General features: G+C 67.9%; 29 protein-coding genes and 1 tRNA gene. 7 read left to right on the forward strand and 23 right to left on the reverse strand.

Going from position 1 to position 22,988, the window contains the following annotated elements; all coding sequences use genetic code 11:
* Window positions 1-4: 4 nt before the first annotated feature.
* The 14 genes from OHA25_RS08660 to OHA25_RS08725 all read right to left on the reverse strand — a co-directional run bounded on the left by OHA25_RS08660 (window position 5) and on the right by OHA25_RS08725 (window position 5,909).
* Entirely contained in the window at window positions 5-940 is a 936-nt protein-coding gene (locus OHA25_RS08660) for a hypothetical protein (RefSeq protein WP_327587068.1), read from the reverse strand.
* Entirely contained in the window at window positions 912-1,172 is a 261-nt protein-coding gene (locus tag OHA25_RS08665) for a hypothetical protein (protein ID WP_327587069.1), read from the reverse strand. Before OHA25_RS08665 ends, OHA25_RS08660 begins: the two co-directional genes overlap by 29 nt.
* Window positions 1,169-1,339 (reverse strand): hypothetical protein, encoded by a 171-nt coding sequence (locus OHA25_RS08670; RefSeq protein WP_327587070.1) that lies wholly within the window; start codon window positions 1,337-1,339, stop codon window positions 1,169-1,171. The genes OHA25_RS08665 and OHA25_RS08670 overlap by 4 nt, the downstream gene beginning before the upstream one ends.
* A 2-nt stretch (window positions 1,340-1,341) precedes the next feature.
* Window positions 1,342-1,839 carry a hypothetical protein gene (locus tag OHA25_RS08675; RefSeq protein ID WP_327587071.1) on the reverse strand — a complete coding sequence of 166 codons (498 nt, stop codon included), beginning with the start codon at window positions 1,837-1,839 and terminating at the stop codon, window positions 1,342-1,344.
* Window positions 1,840-2,155: 316 nt separating this feature from the next.
* A complete protein-coding gene (locus OHA25_RS08680; RefSeq protein ID WP_327587072.1) occupies window positions 2,156-2,608 on the reverse strand; it encodes a hypothetical protein in 453 nt (150 codons plus the stop codon).
* On the reverse strand, window positions 2,595-3,059 hold the full coding sequence (locus OHA25_RS08685) for a hypothetical protein (RefSeq protein WP_327587073.1): 465 nt from the start codon (window positions 3,057-3,059) through the stop codon (window positions 2,595-2,597). Before OHA25_RS08685 ends, OHA25_RS08680 begins: the two co-directional genes overlap by 14 nt.
* Window positions 3,056-3,439, reverse strand: a complete 384-nt coding sequence (locus OHA25_RS08690) for a hypothetical protein (RefSeq protein WP_327587074.1) — start codon at window positions 3,437-3,439, stop codon at window positions 3,056-3,058. Before OHA25_RS08690 ends, OHA25_RS08685 begins: the two co-directional genes overlap by 4 nt.
* On the reverse strand, window positions 3,436-3,768 hold the full coding sequence (locus tag OHA25_RS08695) for a hypothetical protein (protein ID WP_327587075.1): 333 nt from the start codon (window positions 3,766-3,768) through the stop codon (window positions 3,436-3,438). Before OHA25_RS08695 ends, OHA25_RS08690 begins: the two co-directional genes overlap by 4 nt.
* Complete coding sequence (locus OHA25_RS08700) at window positions 3,765-4,535, reverse strand: hypothetical protein (protein ID WP_327587076.1); 771 nt, start codon at window positions 4,533-4,535, stop codon at window positions 3,765-3,767. The genes OHA25_RS08695 and OHA25_RS08700 overlap by 4 nt, the downstream gene beginning before the upstream one ends.
* Window positions 4,532-4,732, reverse strand: coding sequence for a hypothetical protein (locus OHA25_RS08705; RefSeq protein WP_327587077.1), 201 nt, complete (start codon window positions 4,730-4,732; stop codon window positions 4,532-4,534). The genes OHA25_RS08700 and OHA25_RS08705 overlap by 4 nt, the downstream gene beginning before the upstream one ends.
* 39 nt (window positions 4,733-4,771) lie before the next feature.
* Complete coding sequence (locus OHA25_RS08710; protein ID WP_327587078.1) at window positions 4,772-4,981, reverse strand: hypothetical protein; 210 nt, start codon at window positions 4,979-4,981, stop codon at window positions 4,772-4,774.
* 8 nt (window positions 4,982-4,989) lie between these two features.
* On the reverse strand, window positions 4,990-5,337 hold the full coding sequence (locus tag OHA25_RS08715; protein ID WP_327587079.1) for a hypothetical protein: 348 nt from the start codon (window positions 5,335-5,337) through the stop codon (window positions 4,990-4,992).
* 21 nt (window positions 5,338-5,358) lie between these two features.
* Window positions 5,359-5,700 (reverse strand): hypothetical protein, encoded by a 342-nt coding sequence (locus OHA25_RS08720; RefSeq protein WP_327587080.1) that lies wholly within the window; start codon window positions 5,698-5,700, stop codon window positions 5,359-5,361.
* Complete coding sequence (locus OHA25_RS08725; protein WP_327587081.1) at window positions 5,697-5,909, reverse strand: helix-turn-helix domain-containing protein; 213 nt, start codon at window positions 5,907-5,909, stop codon at window positions 5,697-5,699. The genes OHA25_RS08720 and OHA25_RS08725 overlap by 4 nt, the downstream gene beginning before the upstream one ends.
* A 402-nt stretch (window positions 5,910-6,311) precedes the next feature.
* On the opposite strand from OHA25_RS08725, the gene OHA25_RS08730 reads away from it, so the two are divergent.
* The 3 genes from OHA25_RS08730 to OHA25_RS08740 all read left to right on the forward strand — a co-directional run bounded on the left by OHA25_RS08730 (window position 6,312) and on the right by OHA25_RS08740 (window position 8,863).
* Window positions 6,312-6,554, forward strand: coding sequence for a hypothetical protein (locus OHA25_RS08730; RefSeq protein ID WP_327587082.1), 243 nt, complete (start codon window positions 6,312-6,314; stop codon window positions 6,552-6,554).
* Between the two features lie 289 nt (window positions 6,555-6,843).
* Window positions 6,844-7,266 (forward strand): hypothetical protein, encoded by a 423-nt coding sequence (locus OHA25_RS08735; protein ID WP_327587083.1) that lies wholly within the window; start codon window positions 6,844-6,846, stop codon window positions 7,264-7,266.
* 1 nt (window position 7,267) lies between these two features.
* A complete protein-coding gene (locus tag OHA25_RS08740; RefSeq protein WP_327587084.1) occupies window positions 7,268-8,863 on the forward strand; it encodes a hypothetical protein in 1,596 nt (531 codons plus the stop codon).
* Window positions 8,864-8,897: 34 nt separating this feature from the next.
* On the opposite strand, the gene OHA25_RS08745 is transcribed toward OHA25_RS08740, so the two are convergent.
* The 9 genes from OHA25_RS08745 to dnaA form a co-directional block, all read right to left on the reverse strand.
* Window positions 8,898-8,971 (reverse strand) — tRNA-Ile (locus OHA25_RS08745).
* Between the two features lie 136 nt (window positions 8,972-9,107).
* Window positions 9,108-9,821 carry a DUF3566 domain-containing protein gene (locus OHA25_RS08750; protein WP_442942081.1) on the reverse strand — a complete coding sequence of 238 codons (714 nt, stop codon included), beginning with the start codon at window positions 9,819-9,821 and terminating at the stop codon, window positions 9,108-9,110.
* Window positions 9,822-9,824: 3 nt separating this feature from the next.
* Window positions 9,825-12,323, reverse strand: a complete 2,499-nt coding sequence (gyrA, locus tag OHA25_RS08755) for a DNA gyrase subunit A (protein ID WP_327587085.1) — start codon at window positions 12,321-12,323, stop codon at window positions 9,825-9,827.
* Between the two features lie 15 nt (window positions 12,324-12,338).
* Window positions 12,339-14,282 (reverse strand): DNA topoisomerase (ATP-hydrolyzing) subunit B, encoded by a 1,944-nt coding sequence (gyrB, locus tag OHA25_RS08760; RefSeq protein ID WP_327587086.1) that lies wholly within the window; start codon window positions 14,280-14,282, stop codon window positions 12,339-12,341.
* 326 nt (window positions 14,283-14,608) lie between these two features.
* Window positions 14,609-15,103, reverse strand: a complete 495-nt coding sequence (locus OHA25_RS08765) for a DUF721 domain-containing protein (RefSeq protein ID WP_327587087.1) — start codon at window positions 15,101-15,103, stop codon at window positions 14,609-14,611.
* Window positions 15,093-16,337, reverse strand: a complete 1,245-nt coding sequence (gene recF, locus OHA25_RS08770; RefSeq protein WP_327587088.1) for a DNA replication/repair protein RecF — start codon at window positions 16,335-16,337, stop codon at window positions 15,093-15,095. Before recF ends, OHA25_RS08765 begins: the two co-directional genes overlap by 11 nt.
* 50 nt (window positions 16,338-16,387) lie before the next feature.
* The gene (gnd, locus tag OHA25_RS08775; RefSeq protein WP_327587089.1) at window positions 16,388-17,332 is read right to left on the reverse strand and encodes a phosphogluconate dehydrogenase (NAD(+)-dependent, decarboxylating); all 945 of its coding nucleotides are present in this window, start codon (window positions 17,330-17,332) and stop codon (window positions 16,388-16,390) included.
* A 46-nt stretch (window positions 17,333-17,378) separates the two neighbouring features.
* Window positions 17,379-18,518: a DNA polymerase III subunit beta gene (dnaN, locus tag OHA25_RS08780; RefSeq protein WP_327587090.1), complete on the reverse strand. Its 1,140-nt coding sequence runs from the start codon at window positions 18,516-18,518 to the stop codon at window positions 17,379-17,381.
* Window positions 18,519-19,060: 542 nt separating this feature from the next.
* Window positions 19,061-20,593: a chromosomal replication initiator protein DnaA gene (dnaA, locus tag OHA25_RS08785; protein WP_442942178.1), complete on the reverse strand. Its 1,533-nt coding sequence runs from the start codon at window positions 20,591-20,593 to the stop codon at window positions 19,061-19,063.
* Window positions 20,594-21,087: 494 nt separating this feature from the next.
* On the opposite strand from dnaA, the gene rpmH reads away from it, so the two are divergent.
* The 4 genes from rpmH to yidC all read left to right on the forward strand — a co-directional run bounded on the left by rpmH (window position 21,088) and on the right by yidC (window position 22,987).
* Complete coding sequence (rpmH, locus tag OHA25_RS08790) at window positions 21,088-21,225, forward strand: 50S ribosomal protein L34 (protein ID WP_043614899.1); 138 nt, start codon at window positions 21,088-21,090, stop codon at window positions 21,223-21,225.
* 175 nt (window positions 21,226-21,400) lie between these two features.
* Window positions 21,401-21,742 carry a ribonuclease P protein component gene (rnpA, locus tag OHA25_RS08795; protein WP_442942082.1) on the forward strand — a complete coding sequence of 114 codons (342 nt, stop codon included), beginning with the start codon at window positions 21,401-21,403 and terminating at the stop codon, window positions 21,740-21,742.
* A complete protein-coding gene (gene yidD / locus OHA25_RS08800) occupies window positions 21,739-22,029 on the forward strand; it encodes a membrane protein insertion efficiency factor YidD (RefSeq protein WP_327587092.1) in 291 nt (96 codons plus the stop codon). The genes rnpA and yidD overlap by 4 nt, the downstream gene beginning before the upstream one ends.
* A 4-nt stretch (window positions 22,030-22,033) precedes the next feature.
* Window positions 22,034-22,987 (forward strand): membrane protein insertase YidC, encoded by a 954-nt coding sequence (gene yidC / locus OHA25_RS08805; RefSeq protein ID WP_327587093.1) that lies wholly within the window; start codon window positions 22,034-22,036, stop codon window positions 22,985-22,987.
* Window position 22,988 lies beyond the last annotated feature (1 nt).

The following is a 22,988-nucleotide window of genomic DNA, read 5'->3' on the forward strand; positions in this document are numbered from 1 at the left end:
CGTGTCACGCGGGCCGCCGCTCGGCGTACAGGGCATGAGCCCTGATCACGAGGTCGCGCCGCGGGGTGTGCTCGCCGAGCTCGCGCCGCGCCAGGCTCACCCACGTGTGGCCGAACTCGGGCAGCTTGGACAGCTCGGCGATCGCCGCGGCGTAGGCCTCGGCCGGGTCGATCTCGCGCAGAGCGCTCAGCGGCAGCACTCTCGGCGGCGGAAGATCACTCTTGGCCGAAGGCTCGCGGCGCTCGGCCGTCTCCCCTTCCACCTCAGCGCCGTACGGAGGGTCATGTGCGTCTGGTAGGTGATTGGGAGGTCTATGTGTAGGTGGCACGGTGCTGCACCGGGTGTTGTCAGGGGCAGCACCGGGTGTTTCGAGGGGCAGCACCGGGTGTTCTTCGCCGGGCAGGGCCATATCGGCGGCCGCCGGAACCTCCTCCGGCGGGTTATCCACAGGCTCATCGCCCGGTGCTGCACCGGGTGATCCGTCCGTGGGGGCGGCCGCGGGCTTGGTTCGGGGGGCGCGCATCGGCGGCGGTTCGACTCCCTCGGGGACGATCAGCTCGTGCTCGTCGGGGTCGAGCATGGCCACGCGCTCGGCGATGTCGTGGGGGATGTCCAGCTGGTACTCGTCGGACAGGCCGCCGCGGCGGCCGGCCTTGGAGCCCTCGAAGACGCGCCGGAACAGGCCCAGCTCGCGGAGCCGCGTCAGGCAGCGCCGTACGGTCTCCGGGTCAAGTCGGCATACCCGGGCCAGGCGCTGAAGGCCGGGCCGGATCCGGCTGCCGTCGGGGTTGCCGTACGTGCACGCCATCATGGCGACGTGCTGGACGACGTTGCTGCCGATCCGCTTCTTGCCGGCGCCGAAGCCGAGCTCGGCGCGGCGCAGGATCCGCACCCACTCCCAGAAGATGAGCTCACCCGTCGCCGCTGCCACCACTGTCATGATCGTTACCTCCTTGCTTGGTCTCGTGAGTGGTCGGGGACGGGCTGGTATGTCGGCGCAGCCACGCCTCCGCCGCGCGGCGGGTGTATGGGCTGGCGAGGCCGTAGGACATCCGCCAGAGCGTCCTGGGGTCGATCTGGAGCTGCACGGCGACCTGCCAGCGGCACAGGTGGAGCTCGCGCCGGCGCGCCTCGAGGGCCGCGTGCAGCGCGAGGATTTCGCGGGCGGTCATGGCGTCAGGCCGAGCGCGACCGCGACTACGCCCATCGCGACGAGGGCTACGCCGGGGGCGCCGGTGATGAGTGCCTTGTACCAGCGCCGGTCGAGCATGGCGCGCTCGCCGGCGGCGCACAGCGCGCCGCCGGCGAGCACGAGCAGGATCGGGACGAAGATCGCCACCGCTACCCCGCGGCGGTGTCGGGCTCGTCGGCGGGCAGGGACTCGTGCCAGCGGCGCAGCGCCTCGAGTCCGCCGGGCCCGGTGCCGATCGCCACCGCCACGGTGTAGGCCGGGTAGATGCGGCCCAGGCGCCTCTGCTCCTCCTCCGGGAGGCGCGTCATCAAGACGATCAGGTCGTGGACCCACTCCTCGGGCCGGTCGGCGTCGCTGCGGTAGTCCAGGTCGAGCACCCAGCGGACCTGGCCGGCGATTCGCCGGTCGATCGCGTTGATGGAGGCCGGGGCGTCCTCCAGTCGGGAGATGACGTCGTAGGCGGCATCGCGCGGCAGGATGAGCAGCCCGTACACGTTCTCGTGCTTGGGGCTGCCCGGGGGCGTGGCGGCGTAGACCTCGATGACCTCTTCAGGCCCGGCCGGGGGCTTGTCCGGGTTGGCCAGGCGGGCCCGTACGGGGCTGAGGGCGGGCGGCAGGCAGGCTGCGGCCATATATGTCGAACTCATGTTCTTTTCCGGGTGTGTGAGCGGGTGCCGCCGTGGCGGTCGCCGCGGCGGTGGTGGGTCGGTGTCGGAAAGGGAGTGCGCTCGCCGGTCGGCGGGCGCGGCAGGGAGGGCCTGCCGCGACCGGTGCGCCCGCTGGCCGGGGAAGTGGCCAGCGGGCACGGTCGAGGCTGCTACGCCCAGGACGTCAAGGTCTGATAGGTCGAGCTCCACAGCTCGCGCCAACTACTGCGGAGCCGGTTCCACCAGCGGACGCCGGCGGGCACCTGGCGGCGGCCCGCCCGGTGGCCGGAGGCGCGGGGTTGGCGGCGGCGTGCCATCAGGACGCCGCCGCGGCGGGAGGGTCCGGCACCACCTGCCCCTGTGGGCCGGAGGCCTCGGGCGGGTCGGTGCGGGCGTGTGCGCCCGGGCGGCGCGGCTCGGCCGGTCCGGCGTCCGGGCCGTTCAGGATCGCGATGATGTCCGGGGGAGGGGGCGCGACGGCGCGACGGGCCGCGGCCGCGGCGGTGTACGGGCGAGGCTCGGCGCGTTGCTCCGCCAATTCGGCAGATTCGGCGAGCTGGCCGCGGTAGCGGGCGTCGGCCTCGGCCTCGTCCAGGCGGCGCAGCATCTGCCGGGCGACCGTGCCGAGATCGATCAGCTCCTGCCGGGATTCGGCCCACCACGGGCAGCCGCCGAGCAGGATCGAGGCCGCGTACGTGCCGTCCGCGCGGCGGTGGACGGCGCCCGGCTGGGGCCGTCCCAGCGGGATGGAGGTTTCAAGCAGGCTCATGCTGGTCCAGGTCCTTCACAGGGGTCTCGAGGGAAAGAGGGGTTTGGGGGGCGCGCAGCACGATCCGGTCCCCGGGGCACGGCGACTGGTAGACGAGCTGGCCGCCCTCGGTGCGCAGGCCGAGCTGCCATCTCGTGCCGTTCTCGACCAGGGCGTTCTCGACCACGCGTAGCGGGCGGCCGCGCGCCCAGCGCGGGTGCCGGATCGTGATGCCGGCAGTCACCTCGCGCACGCGTATGGCGTCGCGGGCGAAGGCCTCGGCCGCCTCCCGACTCACCTCGTGCCGACCGGTCGGGCCGAGCCTGCCGTCGAGCAGACCATTGGTGATGAGGACGCTGACCAGACGGCAGTGCATGCCCCACAGGCGGGCCAGCCGCGCCGTGCTGAGCAGGTCGGGCCAGCTGGGCGGCGGCGGCCGGAACGCGTCATTGCGGGGATCGCGCGCCGTCACCGGCCCTCACCGCCCTCAACGGGCACCAGCGCCATGGAGGCCTTCCGGTCGTACGGCGCCGCCTTGTAGAAGATCGAGAACCGATCGCGGCCACGCTCGTCGACCAGGTACGAGCCGCGCGGGTCCCGCTCCTCCAGGCGCCGGGTCCAGCCCGGCGGCAGGGTCGCGTGGCGGAACAGCGGGTCACCGTCGACGACGTCGCCCAACTCGAACCCGAGCGCGGCCAGGTCCTCATCGGTGCCGCCGTACAGCTCGGTCGGGATCACAGAGGAGTGCAGCAGCTGCTGGCCGCCCGCCGCCTCCAGCTCCTCGACGCCGGCGGCCAGGAGCAGGAGCGCGTCGGCCGGATCGCCGAGATTCCAGTTGGTCGGGCTGCTCACCGGCCCTCACCGCCCGGCGGCTCCTGCAGCTCGGTCCCGAGCGCGGCAGCCTGGTGGGGGACGAACACGCCATCGACCCACTTGCCGAGCTGGCGCAGCTCGTTCCAGTAGTAGTGATGTCCCTGGTGGTGCCAGAGCTCGGGCGGCGTCGCCTTCAGCCACCGGCGGATGATCTCGCGGCCGATCCGCTCGGTCAGCTGCCCGGCGTCCTTGTCCATGGAATCGGCCGGGTTCGCCTGTGCGATGTGCCACAGCGTGGCCAGATAGGAGTCCGCGGTCTCGTGGAGCCGAATGGTGTCGATCTCGAATGCCACGGTGATCTTCGTCATCCCCTGCCTCCCTCGCGCTGCTCGCGCGCCGTGGCGGCCGCGCTAAGGAAGGCGACGACGACCTCGTGGGGCCGCGCCTGCGACCAGCGGCGCACCGCTTCCAGATCCCCGGCGCCGAGGAGCTCGGCGATTACCGCCAGGACCGCGCCACTGAGCTGCTCGACGTGATCGCTACGGTCGGTGTGCTCGCCGGCCGCCTGGGCGATCGCGGCGAACACGTCGACGTGTCCGTACGGCTGCTGGTCGATCAGGTCGGAGGCGCGGCGCATCACCGCGGTCACCGCAGCCGGCGACACCGGAGTGTCGCCGGCCGCCGACGCCTCAGGCCCGGGCGGGGTGACGGACTCCTCGTACGTGGCACCCGCGGCGCGAGCGGCCCGGGCCTGCTCGCCGGTGACATACCCGGTCGCCGGGTTCTCGGCCAGGCGCTCGCGCAGGAAGCTGACCTCCTGGCCGATCCCCCAGTGCGGCTTTCCGTCGACCAGTCGCTCGATCATGAGCATGGCGTGCGTCTGCCGGGCCAGCAGTACCTGGTCACGCACCTCGTCTCCGCCGACGGTGGCGGCGTGGGGGATGTCGAGCGCCTCCCGAACCGCGCGCAGCGCGTCGAGCAGCTGCTCGGCCTCGGCCGCCGCCTCCTTGTAAGCAGCGATGACCGACAGCGTCTCGTCGGCGCCGACGCGGCCGGGTTCCCCGTAGGAGAGCTCACGCTCGATGTGCACGCGCATGGCTTCGATCTGGTCGGCACTGATCTTCTTGACGATCACCGGCCACCGCCCGTGGCCGGCGGGACGATGCTGATGGTGCACATCGCTCGGTCGCCGATCTCCAGCCATGTGGTGACCAGCGATCGCACGTCGGGCGAGAGGCGGCGGGTCCAGTCGAAGTCCTGGACGGCCGTCGCGAGAGCGTTGCGCTGGTCAGGGCTGGCGGAACTGATCGGCGGGTCAGTAGAGTTGATCACGAGAGCTCGTTTCATTTGCCGTGTCAGGGGTCTCCCGGGTCAGCGCCTGGGAGGCCCTTCGGTTTTGTCGTGGGAGTCCGGTACGGTGACCGGCTCGGGCATGACGGCCTCGACGTAGACCCGGAACAGGCCGGCCCCCTTGGGGCGGGCCGGGATCTGCGGCGAGACGGACTGAAGGGTGTAGAGCACCCTGAGCGCTCGAACCGCGATGCGGAGCTCGGTCGGGGTGCCGATGAGGCGGATCTGCATCAGGGCTCTCAGAACGGCTCGGCCGCGGCCGCGGTGGGCAGCGCCGGCAGCGCGGCGCCGTCCGGCCCGAACGCGGTCAGCGGCCCATTCGTCCAGTCGGGCGGCTCCCCGCCGGCGCCGAGGCCGTCGCAGAGAGCGGCCCAGATCGCCCACGCCTCCTCCTGCGACAGGTCCAGGACGGGGGCGGTGTTCATGCCGAGCACCATGTCGAGCCGGCGCGAGACCTTGATCTTGACCGGGTCGCCAGAGCCCCCGAGCTCGACGACCACGCACGTGCGGCGGGGCGTGGTGATGCGGTAGGTGCGCGGCCGCTCATCGATGCGGCGGGCCGGCGAGTCCTGCTTGGGCAGGGGCATGGAGATCTCCATGACGAGGGGTCAGCGGGTGGAGGTCGCGTAGCGGCTGCCGGGCCGCACCTTGAACGGTGCGACGGTGCCGCGCTGCGCCGGGGGAGCGGGAACGGTGCTGCGGGCTGCAGGCGCCGAGGCCTTCGCCTCCTCGCCGCCGGCCGTCTCGCAGTAGGCGACCGCGGCCGCGATCTGCGCCACGGTCCAGCGGATCTTGCGGCGGATGCGTGTGTACTTGACCTGGCCCGACCTGGCGAGGGCATCGAACGTGGCCTTGGTCAGCCCGCCATCCTCGCCACCGCTGACAAGCTCGGCCGCCTGCGCGCTGCTGTAGAGCCGGAACTCGGAAATGTCGTCGGGCGTGGCGTTCACTGGAGCTCGGGCCCTTCCAGATGCATCGGCTCCTCAACAGCCATCAGGTCTTCGATGGCGCAGTCCAGGGCAGTTGCCAGACGCTTGAGAACGTCAGCGCCCGGGGAGCGCTTGCCGTTCTCGATAAGCGACACGTGGGCCTCGCTGAGCTCCGCCAGGTCAGCCAGGGTCTTCTGCTTGAGCCCTGCCGCGATGCGCCGAAGCCGCACCGCTCGGGGGTTGTGTATGAGAGGCCGTTGCCTCACGTTAGAGGGCATGGGTAGCAAAGTAGCGCTAAGACTAGTGAAGTACAAGATAGATAGGCTCTTTTTGCCTCCTATCTCGTCTCAAGTTGATCTGGAGACCCTGCTACCAGCACGATTAGCTGTACTTTGCTGTACTTGACTGGAGGGTTCGGGGACATGACGGGCGACCTGCCGAAGCCAACCAAGGAAGGTGCTCTCATTCGACGGGTGCGAGAGAGCATTCGGCCGCGACTATCCGTACCCGCCGCTGCCAAGCGGGCCGGAATCAGTGATGTGACGTGGGGAAATGTCGAGCGAGGCTACAAGTCAGGCGGCCGCGGAAAACCGCCAGTCCCAGTGCGAGGCTCGAAGCAGCTGATCGCACACATGGCTTACGAGATCGGCATCAAGCCGGGCGATCTTGAAGAGATAGACAGAGCCGATGCCGCCGAAGTTCTCCGAGAGATGCAAGGACCAGAGCTTGATGTGACCGAGATCAAGGTCGATCGCGGCACGATGCTGGTAGGCGTGCCGCCAACGCTGCCGGACGAGGATCGGGAGTTCGTGAAGCAGCAGGCCGAGGAGCTGGCGGCCATGCTGGACCGGCGCCGGCGAGAGTCAGGCAAGTAGCGATCACAAAGGACGTCAACGGTGGGCGTTTCGAGTAATCCGTGACACTGCCTGCCATAGCATGTATGTGCATGTTGAGACCTGCTCATACTAGCTATGGCCGTATATCCGAATAGCTATGCTTCCCTATCCTTTAGTCCCATTCTGTCCCGTATGCCGGAAATCGGTTATCGCACGCTCTGTAACTACTCTCCGTGCAGTGACACACTCCTCTGGCGCGTCTCTCATCTGCGTTTGCCTCAGACGCTCATGACGTCCCAGCAGCAGCAACGGCCACGGGGGCCCTTCGATGACTCTTGTGCAGTACCTCGCTATCAACCGACTCCTGATTCCGGCCGGCACGATCGCCGCTTACATACGGGACGGGCTCGTCGACGTGGTGGTCCCTCAAGGAGAGATCTCTCCCCGACTCGTCGCGGCGCTCACCGCCTTCAGCAGCACGCTCGCTTGTGTGCTCACGCCCAGGAACGCTCCAACGGTGGAGCCGTGGTGCCCCATCGTGATCGACCGGCGCGTCGACGCAGACCCGGAGAAGATCATCCCGGAGATCACCCCCGCCGGGCTCATCGTGCCCGTACCGGACCAGCTCATCACGGCGCAGCTGGCCCAGCACATTGGGCGGATGGGCACCGACCTGTCGCGCTACTTCGACGCCCCCAGTTGGCTGCGGAACGGAGAGCCGCCACCATCGGTAGTGGCGAGGGGAGTGTGAGGTGGCGTACACCGAGATCCGCAACGGGGTCATCCGCGTCAGGTACAAGCTGGCGAACGGCAAGTACAGCGGCGGCATCAGCACAAACCCGGAGACGGGCGAACCCTGGGCGGACGAGGACGAGGCGCGCCAGTGGGGCCGGGACGAAGAGGTCCTGATCCGGCGCGGCATCCGCAAGGCCGAGGAGGAAGCCGCCCTGCCTCCCACGTTCGAGCAGTTCGCGTGGGCCTGGTACCGAGGGCTCCGACTCCAGCCGTCCACCATGGCGAAGTATCGCTCGCTGCTGCAGAGCCACCTGCTTCACCGGTTCGGTGACCGTCTGATGCAGGTGGAGGACTGGCCGAGCGAGGAGATCGACCCGTGGGAGATGGACATGATCCGGGTGGGCTACAAGCGGTCGACGGCGGCCGGCGCCCGCAACCTCTTGGAGAACATCCTCAATGCGGCCGTCCCGCGCTATCTGGACTTCAACCCCGTGGTGCGCCGCCGCGGGACGGGGATGAAGGGCCTGCGGCGGGTCGAGGCGGCCAAGGCGGCCGCGAAGGTGTGGCCGAGCCCGTTGCAGGCGCTGTTGGTCGCCGAGCGGTGTGCACTCCTGGCGAAGCACGACGACGTGTTCCTCATGCTGATCACAAAGGCCTGGTCCGGGCTGCGATGGTCGGAGGTGCTGGCGTTGCAGCCGGGCAAGCTTCTGGTCAAGGGACAGCTGCTCGACATCAACCGCAAGCTGTATGAGCTGAAGGGGTTCTATCTCAACCATCCGAAGGACGGCAGCGTCCGCCAGCTCGACGCGCCGCCGTTCCTGTGGGCGATGCTCGTCGACCAAGCCGCGGTCGCACAGGCCTGCCACTGCACACCGCGGGACGAGACGGAACTGCCGCCCGTTGACGGCGGAGAGGTCGTGGAGTGGTGCCCGGGACAGCGCTACCTCTTCCTGAGCCCGGAAGGGTCCCACTTTCAGAGGGGGAACTTCGGGACGACCATCATGCGGCCGGCGGCCGACGGCATGTACCCGGCGCGGAAGGGAGCGCGGGCCCGGGAGGCGCGGCCCGTGCTCGCCGACGCCGCGGTGTACGGGCTGAAGCCGGTGCGCGGCCGCCGCCAGGCCCTCGACGGCGAGCAGCACTGGCCCGGGCGGCCGGTGATGTGGCAATGGCCGAAGGCGGTAAAGGACGAGGTGTTCGTGCCGCCCACGGGTCGCGGGATCCCGGACTGGGAGAGGTGGCCGGAGCGGGAGAGGCCGCACCTGGTGACGTGGCGGCCGCTGCTGCCCGGGCTCACCCCGCACGGGTTCCGGCACGCGCACCAGACGTGGATGGACGACGCCGGCATCAAGAAGGCATTGAAGGTCGAGCGGATGGGCCACGAGGACAACTCGATGCAGGGGCGGTACGGGCACCCGACCGAGCAGATGCGCGTCGAGCTCGTCGACATGCTGCAGGCGTTGTGGGAGAACGCGGTCGCCGAGCGGTTCAAGATCTACCCGTACTCCGCCATCCCCCTGCTGGACGCGGAGCTCGCGAAGTGGCGGGAGGGGACAGTGACCAAGGTCGTCTCCCAGATTTCTCCCACGATGCGAAAAAGAGCCGCCTCGTGATCGAGAACGGCTCTGTTTCTGCTGGTTATCTGGGTGGGGCTACCAGGACTTGAACCTGGGACCTCTTCCTTATCAGGGAAGCGCTCTAACCGTCTGAGCTATAGCCCCGCGCACCGAACGCTACCGCATCCGCAGATCAGAGGCGAACCGGTTATTCGGACGAGGAAAAGCTTACCGCCTCCGGCATGCTGCTCGCGCCGTCCTCATCCCGAGCACAGCGCGAACAGCATGCCCCATGGCGGTTCTACTCGGCCTCGCTGAAGGTCACCTCAACGCCCCCGACCAGGTCAGAGGAGATGTTGTAGATGACCGCCCCGAGCGTGGAAAGAGCCGTGATCAGGACCACGTTCACGGCCCCGATCAGCGCGGTGTATCCGAGGATCCGCACCGGCTCGAACCAGGAGGCGATGTCGATCGGGATCGAGCTCTGCCCCTGCTCGCCCTGGCCCAGCTGGTTGACCAGGTCCACGATCGAGTCGAAAACCCCCAGCGCGGACAGCACGCCGTACAGGACGGCCACTGCCACGAACAGCACCACGAAGCACACCAGGGAGACCACGAAGCTGAACTTCATGGCCGACCATGGCTCGACGCGGCGCAGGACCAGATGGGCCTTGCGGGGCAGCCGGCCCGCGCCGGCGTTCGAAGACTTCTTCTTCGGCAGCTCGAGCGCGGGCGGGGCCTCGGTGGCCAGCGATGGCCGGATGCGTACGGTGTCGTTGCCCTCCGTCTGAGGCACAGGCGCAGGAGGATGGGGCGCGGGCGCGGAGGCAGGAGCATGCGACCGCTGCTGCCGCGCGTCCTCCTTGGGCGGGACAGGCTTGCCCTGCGCGGGCGAGGTGATTTCCTGTCCTTCGTCGACTGGGTTGAAAATCTCGGTCTCTGCGGGCTTGTTTGGTTGCTGTCCGTTACCCGAAGCCGCCTTTGTCCTGGCGGCACCACCACCCTGGGCGCTCATGGACTACTCTCCTCCCCCGTCTTCCTCAGTTTCCACCGAAGTCTCCAACGACTCCGCGTTCCGGGCGAGGGCCACCACGCTGTCGCCTTCCGCGAGATTCATCAATCGCACTCCCATGGTCTGGCGGCCGGACTGCTTGATCTCGCCGGCACTCGTCCGGATCACCCCGCCGGCGGACGTGATCGCGAAGACCTCGTCCTCTGGGTTGACCATGACGGCTCCGACCAGCTTGCCACGGGAACTCACGATTTTTGCCGTCAGCACCCCTCTACCGCCACGGCCCTGAACTGGATACTGCTCCACTGGCGTCCGTTTTGCGTACCCGCCTTCGGTGGCGATAAGCACATCTTGACCGTCGGCCATCCGATTCATGGACAGAAGTTCGTCACCTTCGAGGAACCTCATTCCGATGACACCGCTGGTCGCCCGGCCCATGGGGCGAAGCGCCTCGTCGGAGGCGGTGAACCTGATCGACTGGGCTCCTCTGGAGACCAGCAGCAGGTCGTCTTCCTCGGAGACCAGGCGGGCTCCGATGACCTCGTCGTCCTCCCGCAGGTTGATCGCGATCAGACCGCCGGACCTGGGGGAGTCGTATTCGGACAGGCGGGTCTTCTTGACCAGGCCGCTGCGGGTGGCCAGGACGAGATAGGGGGCGACGTCGTAGTCGCGTAGGTCGAGAACCTCCATAACTGTTTCGTCGGGCTGCATGGCAAGAAGGTTCGCCAAATGCATGCCTCGGGCGTCACGCGCGCCTTCAGGAAGCTCGTACGCCTTGACGCGGTAAACCCGGCCCTTGTTGGTGAAGAAGAGCAACCAGTGATGCGTCGTGGTGACGAAGAAGTGGTCGACGATGTCGTCCTGACGCAGCTGCGCACCGCGTACGCCCTTGCCGCCGCGCTTCTGGGCGCGGTAGAGGTCGGTCCTGGTGCGCTTGGCGTAGCCGCCTCTGGTGATCGTGACGACGATCTCGTCCTCGGCGATGAGGTCCTCGATCGACATGTCGCCGTCGTAGGCGATGATCTCGGTCTTGCGCTCGTCGCCGTAGCGGCCGACGACCTCGGCGAGCTCGTCGTTGATGATCTCCCGCTGGCGGGCCTCGCTGGCCAGGATCGCGTTGTACTCGGCGATCTGCGTCATCAACGACTCAAACTCGTCCTGGATCGCCTGGCGCTCCAGGGCGGCGAGCTTGCGCAGCTGCATGTCGAGGATGGCCTGCGCCTGCACCTCGTCGATCTCCAGCAGAGCCATGAGGCCCTGCTGGGCGTGCGCGGCGGACTCCGAGGCCCGGATCAAGGCGATGACCTCGTCGAGCCGCTCCAGGGCCTTCAGCAGGCCGCGCAGGATGTGCGCCCGCTCCTCGGCCTTGCGCAGCAGATAGCGGGTCCTGCGGACGATGACCTCGACCTGGTGCGCCACGTAGTGGCGGATGAACTGGTCGAGGCGCAGCGTCCGCGGTACGCCGTCGACCAGCGCCAGCATGTTGGCGCCGAAGGTGTCCTGCAGCTGGGTGTGCTTGTAGAGGTTGTTGAGGACGACCTTGGCGACCGCGTCCCGCTTGAGGACGATGACGAGGCGCTGGCCGACCCGCGAGGAGCTCTCGTCGCGTACGTCCGCGATGCCGCTGAGCTTGCCCTCACGCACCAGCTCGGCGATCTTCAGGGCGAGGTTGTCGGGGTTGACCTGGTAGGGCAGCTCGGTGACGACCAGGGCCTGCCGGCCCTTGTCCTCCTCGACCTCGACCACGGCGCGCATGGTGATCGAGCCGCGCCCGGTGCGGTAGGCGTCCTCGATCCCGCGCCGGCCGACGATCAGAGCCTTCGTGGGGAAGTCCGGCCCCTTGACCAGCTTGATCGACGCTTCGAGCAGCTCCTCGTCATTGGCCTCGGGGTTTTCGAGGTACCACTTGACCGCCGCGGCCACCTCGCGCAGGTTGTGTGGCGGGATGTTGGTCGCCATGCCGACGGCGATGCCGCCCGAGCCGTTGACCAGCAGCTGCGGGAAACGCGCCGGCAGGACGTCGGGCTCCTGCGACTTGCCGTCGTAGTTGGGGCGGAAGTCGACGGTCTCCTTGTCGATGTCCCGCAGCATCTCCATGGCGATGGGCGCGAGCTTGCACTCGGTGTATCGCATGGCGGCCGCCGGGTCGTTGCCCGGCGAGCCGAAGTTGCCCTGCCCGTCGACCAGCGGATAACGCAGTGACCACGGCTGCGCCAGGCGGACCAGCGCATCGTAGATCGAGGTGTCGCCATGCGGGTGGTAGGTGCCCATCACGTCGCCGACGACGCGGGCGCACTTGAAGTAGCCGCGGTCGGGACGGTAGCCGCCGTCGTACATGGCGTAGAGCACCCGCCGGTGCACCGGCTTCAAGCCGTCGCGTACGTCCGGCAGCGCCCTGGACACGATGACGGACATCGCGTAGTCCATGTAACTGCGCTGCATCTCGGACTGGATGTCCACCGGCTCGATGCGGTCAGCCGGGGGAGTGGTGTTCACGTCCGTCACGGGTAAAGGTCCTTCTTAAACGTCGAGGAAACGCACGTCGCGGGCGTTGCGGATGATGAAGTCGCGCCGGGCTTCCACGTCTTCGCCCATGAGCACGCTGAACAGGTCGTCGGCCTGCGCCGCGTCGTCGAGCGTGACCTGGCGCAGCAGCCGGGTCGCCGGGTTCATCGTGGTCTCCCAGAGCTGGCCGGCGTTCATCTCGCCCAGACCCTTGAAGCGTTGTACGTTGTCGCGCGGCCGCGGGTCCGGCTTGCCGTTGGCGATGCCGTCGGCGATGACCGCGTCGCGCTCGGGGTCGGAGTAGGCGTATGAGGCGTCCTCGCCCTTGCGGTCCCACTTGATCTTGTAGAGCGGCGGGCACGACAGGTAGACGTGACCGGCCTCGATCAGTGGCCTCATGAACCTGAACAGCAGCGTCAGCAGCAGCGTGTTGATGTGCTGGCCGTCGACGTCGGCGTCGGCCATGAGGATGACCTTGTGGTAGCGCAGCCTGGCGATGTCGAACTCGTCGTGCACGCCGGTGCCCAGCGCCGTGATCAGCGCTTGGACCTCGTTGTTCTTCAGGACCTTGTCGATCCGGGCCTTCTCGACATTGAGGATCTTGCCGCGGATCGGGAGGATCGCCTGGAAACGCGAGTCGCGGCCGCCCTTGGCGGAGCCGCCGGCCGAGTCGCCCTCGACGATGAACAGCTCGCACTTCTCCGGGTCGTTCCACTGGCAGTCGGCCAGCTTGCCCGGCAGGCCACTGCCGGACTCCAGCAGTGACTTGCGCCTGGTCAGGTCGCGGGCCTGGCGGGCGGCGATGCGGGCGCGCGAGGCCTGCAGCGACTTGTAGATGATGTCCTTGGCCTCGCCGGGGTTGCGCTCGAACCAGTCGCGCAGGTGGTCATTGCAGGCCTTCTGCACGAACGACTTGGCCTCGGTGTTGCCCAGCTTGGTCTTGGTCTGGCCCTCGAACTGCGGGTCGGACAGCTTGACCGAGATGATCGCGGTCAGCCCCTCGCGGACGTCCTCACCGGAGAGGTTGTCGTCCTTGCCCTCCTTGAGGAACTTCTGCTCGCGCGCGTAGCGGTTGACGATCGTCGTCAGCGCCGCGCGGAAGCCCTCCTCGTGGGTGCCGCCCTCCGCGGTGTTGATCGTGTTGGCGAAGGTGTAGACCGACTCCGAGTAGGAGTTGTTCCACTGCATGGCGATCTCGACCGCGATGCCGTCGCCCTCCTCCTCGAAGGAAATGATCGACGCGTGCGCCGGCTCCTTCTTGGTGTTGAGGTGCTTGACGAAGTCGGCCAGACCGCCCTCGTAGTGGTATTCGACCGTGGTGGGCGCGCCGTTGACGTGGTCGGGACGCTCGTCGGTCAGCCTGATCTTCAGGCCCTTGTTGAGGAAGGCCGTCTCCTGGAAGCGCCGCGAGAGCGTCTCATAGTTCCACGTCGTGGTCTCGAAGACGTCCTCGTCCGGCCAGAACGTGATCGTGGTGCCGGTCTCGTCGGTCCCCTCGCCCTTGGCCAGCGGCGCGACGGGCTTGGAGTGCTCGTAGCGCTGGCGCCAGTAGTGGCCGTTCTGCTTGACCTCGACATCCATGGCGGTGGACAGCGCGTTGACGACGGCCGAGCCGACGCCGTGCAGGCCGCCGGAGACCGCGTAGGACTGGCTGTCGAACTTGCCGCCCGCGTGCAGCGTGGTCAGCACGACCTCGACGGCGGAGCGCTTCTCCACCGGGTGGATGCCCGTGGGGATGCCGCGGCCGTCATCGACCACGCGCACGCCGTTGTCGGCCCGCAACGTGATGTCGATGGTGGTGGCATAACCGGCCAGCGCCTCGTCCACCGCGTTGTCCACGATCTCGTAGACGAGGTGGTGCAGGCCGCGCTCCCCGGTGGAGCCGATATACATACCCGGTCGCTTGCGAACCGCCTCAAGTCCTTCGAGTACGGTGATTGAGCTAGCGTCGTAGGACAACTGCGAAATCCTCCTGCCGCGGACACGCGGCGGGGGAGGCCATCAAATCGCAAAGCTGCCCCTGCCGTGCCCGTCACCGTCGTGAGTGCCCCGATGCGCGGTCACCCAGGGGAGTCGGCTTGCTGCCGGGGTGACACGCAAGCGGACGTGTCCGGAATCCTTTTTTATTCTACCGCCTCCGGAGGCCTGAGGTGGCAATGAACGCGCCTGTGATGCCCGCTAGCTTGATTTGCCCCCGGGCCAGCATCCCCCCTCCGGAAAGGGGGCTTATCGCGTCTGCGGCTTTCTGATCGCCCCCGGCGCCCAACCGCAGGGGCTGGACGCTGCTATCCGTAGGTGTCCCTTGGGCCTCTGCTTCCGGTCACCCGCAATCCACCTGAAGGTCGGGGCGCGTTCTGCGGCGCCCTGACCTTGACTTTCGTCACCGTGCCGTCGCCCAGCTCCTCGTTGAGCCTGCGTACGAGGGTGCGGGCGAGCAGCCGCACCTGCGTGGCCCAGGCGGTCGAGTCGGCCGCGATCAGCACCTCGCCGTCCTCGAAGGACTCGGGCTTGGTGTGCGCGGCCAGGTCAGGGCCCACGATGTCGGCCCAGCGGCCGAACACGCCGCCGACCGCCGCCGACCGCTCCCAGCCGCGAGCGGCCAGCAGATCCGCGATCGCACGTCCGAAAAGTTGTGGATCGCCGCTGTCCCTGCGCGGCCCCTTCCGCCTCGGCTCACGCCGGGGGAGCTGGCCGCGCTTGGCCGCGTCCGCCTTGGCCTGGGCGAGCTTCTCCCTGGCCATGGCCACGCCCTTGGCCGTGGGGTTTTCCTCATCGGACACGGGTCACGCTCCCCTCCGCGACGTCGAATCTGGCTCCGGTCAGCTCAGGTGGCACGTCATCCGGTACGGCGGCCGTGATGAGCACCTGCTCGGCGGGCGCGACGATCTCGGCCAGCCGCCGCCTGCGCTGGCTGTCGAGCTCGGCGAACACATCGTCGAGTATCAGCACGGGATCGCCGCCGTCGGCCCGCAGCAGGTCGTAGGCGGCCAGCCGCAGCGCCAGCGCGAACGACCAGGACTCGCCGTGGCTGGCGTAGCCCCGGGCCGGCAGGTCGCCCAGGCCGAGGATCAGGTCGTCGCGGTGCGGGCCGACGAGGGTGACGCCGCGTTCCAGCTCCGACTGGCGGACCTCTATTAGCCGCTCCCGCAGCCGTTCTTCAAGGGTTTTCCCCAAGTCTGTGGATAACGTCTGTGTATCGAAAGATCCGCGCTCACCGGCGATTTCACCCTCCGGACCCCCCTCATCGGCATCCCCACCTGTGGACAACGTGCTCCGGTACGCGAGCGTCGCCGGGGCGCTCGCCGGGGCCAGTGCCGCGTACGCGCCCGCCACCAGCGGCCGCAGCGCCTCGATGAGCTCCAGCCGTGCCCGCAGCAGCTCGGCGCCGTGCTTGGCGAGGTGGGCGTCCCACACCTCCAGCGTGCTCAGCACGTCGCCCGCCCCCGCGGCGGCGAACGCGGTGTCGCTCTCCTTGCGCCGGGCGCTCCTGCTGCCCCTGCGGGCCTGCGCGGCCGCACGCAGCAGGGCGCCGCGCTGCTTCAGCACCCGGTCGTAGTCGGCGCGGACACCGGCGAACCTGGGGGCCCTGGCCACCAGCAGGTCGTCGAGGAAACGGCGGCGCTCGGAGGGGTCTCCCTTGGACAGCACCAGGTCCTCCGGCGCGAACAGCACCGTGCGCAACAGGCCGACGACGTCGCGAGCCCTGGACACGGGGGAGCGGTTGAGCCGCGCGCGGTTGGCCCGGCCCGGGTTGATCTCCAGCTCGATGAGCGCCCGCCGGTCGTCCCTGTGGACGGCGCAGCGAATGATCGCCCGCTCGGCACCCCTGCGCACCAGGGGCGCGTCGCTCGCCACCCGGTGGCTGGAGTGCGTCGCGACGTAGCCGAGGGCCTCGACCAGGTTGGTCTTGCCCTGGCCGTTGGGCCCCACGAAGGCCGTGGCGCCCGGCTCCAGGCCGAGCTCCACGGAGGCGTAGGACCGGAAGTCGGTCAGCGACAGGTGGGCGACGTGCACCCCAAGAAGGTTAGTGCGCCCCGCCCATCACCGGGGTCACGGCACGCTTGCTATCGGTCGGTCTCGCGGGGCGGCGTCACGTCCGCGCCCGGTGCGTCGGCGCCTTTGCCCGTGCTGCCCTCGGTCGAGGTGATGGCGTGGCCGCCGAACTGGTTGCGCAGCGCCGCGACCACCTTCATCGAGGGGGAGTCGTCCTGGCGCGAGGCGAACCTGGCGTAGAGCGCGGCGGTGATGACCGGCAGCGGGACCGCGTGGTCCACAGCCGCCTGCACCGTCCACCGGCCCTCGCCGGAGTCCTGTGCATAACCGCGCAGCTGGTCCAGGTGCTCGTCGTCGTCCAGTGCCCGCACCAGCAGGTCGAGCAGCCACGAGCGGATCACGGTGCCGGTGCGCCAGCTCTTGAAGGAGCCCTTGACGTCCTTGACGACGTCGGAGGCCTCCAGCAGCTCCCAGCCCTCCGCGAAGGCCTGCATCATGCCGTATTCGATGCCGTTGTGGACCATCTTCGCGAAGTGCCCGGCGCCGACCTCGCCGGCGTGGACGAAGCCGTCCTCGCCCTGGGGCTTGAGCGTCTCGAAGATCGGCATCAGCCGGTCGACGTTGGCCTGGTCGCCGCCGCACATGAGCGCGTAGCCGTTCTTCAGTCCCCAGACGCCGCCGCTGACACCGCAGTCGACGAAGCCGATGCCCTTCTCGGCCAGCTCGGCGGCGTGCTTCTGGTCGTCCCCATAGTGGGAGTTTCCGCCGTCGACGACGATGTCGCCCTCATCGAGCACCTCGCCGAGGTCGTCGATCGTGGACTGGGTGGGTTTGCCCGCGGGGACCATGACCCAGACCACGCGCGGCGCCTGCAGGCGCTCGACCAGGTCTTTCAGACTGGTCACGTCGCTGACCGACGGATCGCGGTCGTAGCCGACGACCTCGTGACCGCCGCGGCGCAGCCGTTCGGCCATATTGCCGCCCATCTTGCCCAGTCCGACCATGCCGATCTGCATGTTGTCCTACCCCCTTGTCAGGCTTCCATCATCCCCGATGACAGGTTCAGCCTGACAGGCGGATGGGCATGATCAGATAACGGTAGTCGGTGGCGGCGCCGTCCTCCACAGGCTTGCCACCGGTGAGGATAGCGGGCTTCGTCGATGTGGTCATCTGGAGCCTGGCCACGTCCGAGTCGATGGCGCCCAGGCCTTCCAGCAGAAACTGGTGGTTGAAGGCGATGTTCATCTCCTCGCCCTCGTAATCCACAGGCAGGGCCTCGACGGCCTGCGCCTCGTCGCCGCTGCCCGCCTCGAGCACGACCTCCCCGCTCTTGAACGCCAGCCGCACCGGCGTGTTGCGCTCGGCGACCAGGGCCACACGCTTGACCGCCTCCACGAACGGGCCTGTGGACAAGTCGGCGCGCGCGGAGAACTCGGTGGGCAGCAGCGACCGGTATTTGGGGAACTCAGGGTCGAGCAGCCGCGTGGTGGTCCGCCGGCCCGCGCTGGAGAAACCGATCATGCCTTCGCCGGTGCCGCCCGCGGAGCTGAGCGCGATCTCGACCTCCGCGCCGGTGCTGCCGAGGGCCTTGGCCGTGTCGGCGAGCGTCTTGCCGGGGATCATCGCGATGGCCGCGAAGTCGGGCTGGCCCGGCTGCCACTTCAGCTCGCGTACGGCCAGGCGGTAGCGGTCGGTCGCGGCGAGGGTCACGGTGTCGCCCTCGATCTCCATGCGCACGCCTGTGAGCATCGGCAGCGTGTCGTCCCGGCCGGCGGCGACGGCGACCTGGCCGACGGCGGAGGCGAACACGTCACTGCCGACCCGGCCCGCGGCCGGCGGCATGGCCGGGAGCGACGGGTAGTCCTCCACCGGCATGGTCAGCAAAGTGAATCGAGCGCTGCCGCAGGTGACGACCGCCTTGGCGCCGTCCACCACGAAGTCCACAGGCTGTGCGGGAAGGGCGCGGGTGATCTCGGCGAGCAGCTTGCCCGAGACCAGCACGACTCCAGGTTCCCCGGTGTGGAGTTCGAGCGTCACCTCAGCGGAGACCTCGTAGTCGAATCCGGACAGCTTCAATTGCTGCTCGTCGGTGACCTCCAGGCGCATGCCGGCGAGAACGGGCACCGACGGGCGCGCCGGGAGGCTGCGTGCCGTCCATGCCACCGCCTCAGCGAGGACGTCTCGCTCGATTCGGAACATCACGGTGATCAGCCTCCTGGTTCGTCGTTGATTCAAGGATCTCAAGGATCCACCCTCCCGCGCTCGCGCTCCGGGAGAAGCCCAACTATGGGTCTTTGAGTTCTTAGTTAGAGATAGAAGAGGTCATCACACTAGGGGCTGTGGGAACTGTGGACAACCAGCGTTGTGGCTGGTCAGCGGCACTTTATTCATCCACTGCGGTTGTGGGTGGAGCCTGGGGGAAACTTCGGCGCCTGGGGACGGCGAAATTTTGCCCACAGCTCTTCCCCAGATCATGGTCCGTTCATCCACGGGGGAAGCGGGGTTATCCACGAGGTTTCCACAGCTTATCCACGGGGTAATCGGGGGCCTTCTGGAGTCCCAGATCGGCTGTTCACAGGCCGTCCACAAGTTATCCACGAGTCGTCCCCAGATCTGGGGGAGATGTCCCCACCATTGTCCCCAGCCCCTGTGGGCGGATTTTTCACGCCATCGCCGGGCGTACGGCCGCGTCCTTTCGGCGTTTTCGCTGCTCCACAGTGTTTTCCACAGGCTGTGCATGACTATCAAGATCCACGCTGTGTCTGCTTGATCCGCATTGTCAGCTCGTTGACCTGGTTGTACATCGACCGGCGCTCGGCGATGAGCGACCGGATCTTGCGTTCCGCGTGCATCACAGTGGTGTGGTCGCGGCCGCCGAACTGCTGACCGATCTTCGGCAGCGACAACTCGGTCAGCTCGCGCGCCAGGTACATCGCGATCTGCCGGGCGGTCACGAGCGCGCGGCTGCGCGAGGTGCCGCACAGGTCGTCGATGCTGATGCCGAAGTAGTCGGCGGTCTCGGCCATGATCGCCGCGATGGTGATCTCGGTGTCGGACTCCGAGGTGATCAGATCCTTCAGCACCACCTCGGCGAGCTGCAGGTCTACGCCCTGCCTGTTGAGGCTGGCGAACGCGGTCACCCTGATCAGCGCGCCCTCGAGCTCGCGGATGTTGGTGGAGATCCGGCTGGCGATGTACTCCAGCACCTCGGGCGGCGCGGCCAGGCCCTCCTGGATCGCCTTCTTCCTGAGGATGGCGATCCGGGTCTCCAGCTCGGGCGGCTGGACGTCGGTGATCAGGCCCCACTCGAACCGGTTACGCAGCCGGTCCTCCAGCGTGATCAGCTGCTTGGGGGCGCGGTCGCTGGAGATGACGATCTGCTTGTTGGCGTTGTGCAGCGTGTTGAAGGTGTGGAAGAACTCCTCCTGCGTCTGCTCCTTGCCCTCCAGGAACTGGATGTCGTCCACGAGCAGGATGTCGATCGCCCGGTAGCGGCCGCGGAACCCGTCGGCCTTGTGGTCGCGGATGCTGTTGATGAAGTCGTTGGTGAACTCCTCGGAGCTCACGTATCTGACCCGTGCGCCGTCGTACAGGCTTTGGGCGTAATGCCCGATCGCGTGGAGCAGGTGCGTCTTCCCCAGGCCCGAGTCGCCATAAATGAAGAGCGGGTTGTACGCCTTCGCCGGCGATTCGGCGACGGCCACCGCCGCCGCGTGGGCGAACCTATTGCTGGCTCCGATGACGAATGTCTCGAATGTGTACTTTTGGTTGAGCCGGGCGGGTTCGCTGGGCTTATTGCTCTTGGCCTCCCACCGGTTCGGCGCCGGTTCCGGGGCTTTCTCCACAGGCGGTTGTGCCTGTTCAAAAGCGAACCCAGGCTGTGGATAGTCGGTGGATATCTGCGTCGGCTCCGGCTGTGGAGAATAGAACTGCGGGGGCTCAGAAGCCGGGTTGTGCTGGGGTTGCGCGGCCTGTGAATAACGCAGCTGACTCTCCACACCTTGGGGATAACTGTGAGTCACAGGCTGTTGATGGGGGTCGCCCGAAGGCTGCTCCGGCGCGGTCGTGTCGATCATCACGGCCAGCCGCATGGTCCGGCCCAGCTCTTGGGACAGCGCGTGCGCCACGAGCGGGCGCAGCTTGCCCTCGATGAGGTCCTTGAGGAAGTCGTTGGGGACGCCGAGCACGATCGTGTCGTTGGCCAGAGCGATCGGCCGGACCATGGACAGCCAGGTACGCTGCTGGATCGGCACGTTTTCGTTGAGGAAGTTGCCCAGGGCCCTCGCCCATACCGTGCCGAGGTCGACACCGTTCACAGTGTGATTCCCCTCCTTCCTCTCGCGGCCCCCCGCGATCGTTTATCCACATGGCGCGGGCCGCCCGGTCACTGAGCGGCCCTTCGTCCACAGCGTGGCGGCCGGGCTTCGTACCCAGCCCCTCCACAGGATCTCCACAGGATCTCCACAGCTGTGCACAGGGTTTCTGCGGGTCCGGAAGGGCCGACAGTAGCCCTGTGCACAGCTGTGTTCAAGACGTTGTCCACAGCGTAGTGGCACCCAGGTGCACATACTGTGGACGCCGCCGGGCGGTGGAAAACGGGGCTGTGGATCCGTGGATAACCGTTCCGGTTTGACCTGGGGCGGCCTTCGCCCGTAACGTACGACGGTCGGCTTGTCACGCGACGGCTATTTCGCGTGCCCTCGCATTCCTGACAGGCCATCCATGTGTGTTAAGCGTCCCTGGGGCGCACCATCAAGCCTGGAGCCCACCCGTGAGCAAGCGTACTTTCCAGCCGAACAACCGTCGCCGCGCGAAGACCCACGGCTTCCGGCTGCGGATGCGCACCCGGGCCGGTCGCGCCATCCTCGCCGCTCGCCGCCGCAAGGGCCGCGAGAAGCTGTCGGCCTGACCGTTCCGCGTCCGCCTGACGAGAGATCCGTCACATCGACTGCCGCCCGGGCCTTGATCGGGCACGACAGTAGGGGGGCAGTCCCACGAGCAGGTTTCTCGTCCGACCAGCTGGCCCGCCGGTGAATCTCGCCGGCGGGCGATAGGCGTATACGGTGCTGTCCCGGCAATCCCGCATGCGGCGCGGGGAGGATTTCGAGGCGGCGGTCCGGCGCGGCAAGCGCGCGGGTCGCCCGACTCTGGTGGTGCATCTCGGCACGTCCGGGGAAGAGTCACCTCTGGTGGGTTTCGTGGTGAGCAAGGCCGTCGGCGGCGCCGTTACCCGAAACAAGGTCAAGCGACGGCTCCGACACCTGATGCGGGACCGTCTGCACCGGCTGCCGCGAGGTAGCCTGCTTGTGGTACGCGCCAATCCACCGGCCGCGTCCGCGCGATTCGAGCAACTGGCCGCCGAGCTCGATTCCGCGCTGGATCGTTTGCTCAGGCGGCGCGAGTCCTCGACGGGTGGACAGAGATGACGGAGCAGGCGCAAGAGGCGCCGAGCGAGGCGCCGAGCCTCGCCGCACGGGTGCTGATCATCCCGATCCGGTTCTATCGGGCGTTCATCAGCCCGATGCTCGGTCCGCGCTGCCGGTTCTACCCGTCATGCAGTGCATACGGACTCGAGGCGATTGCCGTGCACGGAGCGGTGCGCGGCATTTGGCTGACTGTCCGGCGCATCGGGCGGTGCCACCCATTCCATCCCGGAGGTATTGACCCGGTGCCCCCACGCCCGGTCCGGTCTCACGAAACGCAAGGGAGATAGCTCGGTGGAGCTGTCCTGGCTGAGCTGGCTGTATGAAGCCGTAGCCCAAGTCATCATCTGGATCCATACTGGTTACAGCACGGTCCTCAACCCGGACAGCGGGCTGACCTGGTCGTTGACGATCATCACGCTGACCGTGTTCATGCGGGTCCTGATCTTCCCGCTCTTCCTGAAGCAGATGCGCTCGTCGCGGAAGATGCAGGAACTCGCCCCCAAGGTGCAGGAGATCCGCAAGCGCTACAAGAACGACAAGCAGCGCATGAACCAAGAGGTCATGGCGCTCTACCAGGGCGCCGGGGCCAACCCGCTCGGCGGCTGCCTGCCCATCGTCGCGCAGTTCCCCATCTTCATCTCCATGTTCACCGTGCTGCAGGCGATGGCCAACGGCCGCCCGGTGTACGGCATGAGCCAGGAACTGGTGGACAGCGCACGGTCGGCGCACATCTTCGGCGCGCCGTTGCCGGCCAACTTCTTCATGTCCTCGGCCGACATCGCGGGCTTCGAAGCGGGCGTCGTCCAGACCAAGGTTGTCCTGGGGATCTTCGTCGCGATCAGCTCGCTGACGACGTTCCTCACCGTCCGGCAGAGCGTTACCCGCTCCATGGCGCAGATGCCGGACAACCCCATGGCGCAGCAGCAGAAGATCCTGATGTACATCTCTCCGCTGTTCGCCTTCTTCAGCCTGAACTTCCCGCTCGGTCTGATCATGTACTGGGTCACCACCAACGTCTGGACGCTTGGCCAGCAGCACTGGTTCTACAGTCGGCACCCGATGCCCGAGTTCGACGCCAAGGGCAACGTGATCCCCGCCCCGCCGAAGCAGGGGCTGATCGCCAAGCTCCGCAAGACCCCGCCGCCGGAAGAGCAGGCGCCTCCGCCCCCGCCGGAGCCTAAGATCATCAGGCAGCAGCCGAGCCGCCAGCCCCGCAGCAAGCGCACCGGCAGCAAGAAGTCTTGAA

The sequence above is a fragment of the Nonomuraea sp. NBC_00507 genome, from assembly GCF_036013525.1.
Classification (GTDB): Bacteria; Actinomycetota; Actinomycetes; order Streptosporangiales; family Streptosporangiaceae; genus Nonomuraea.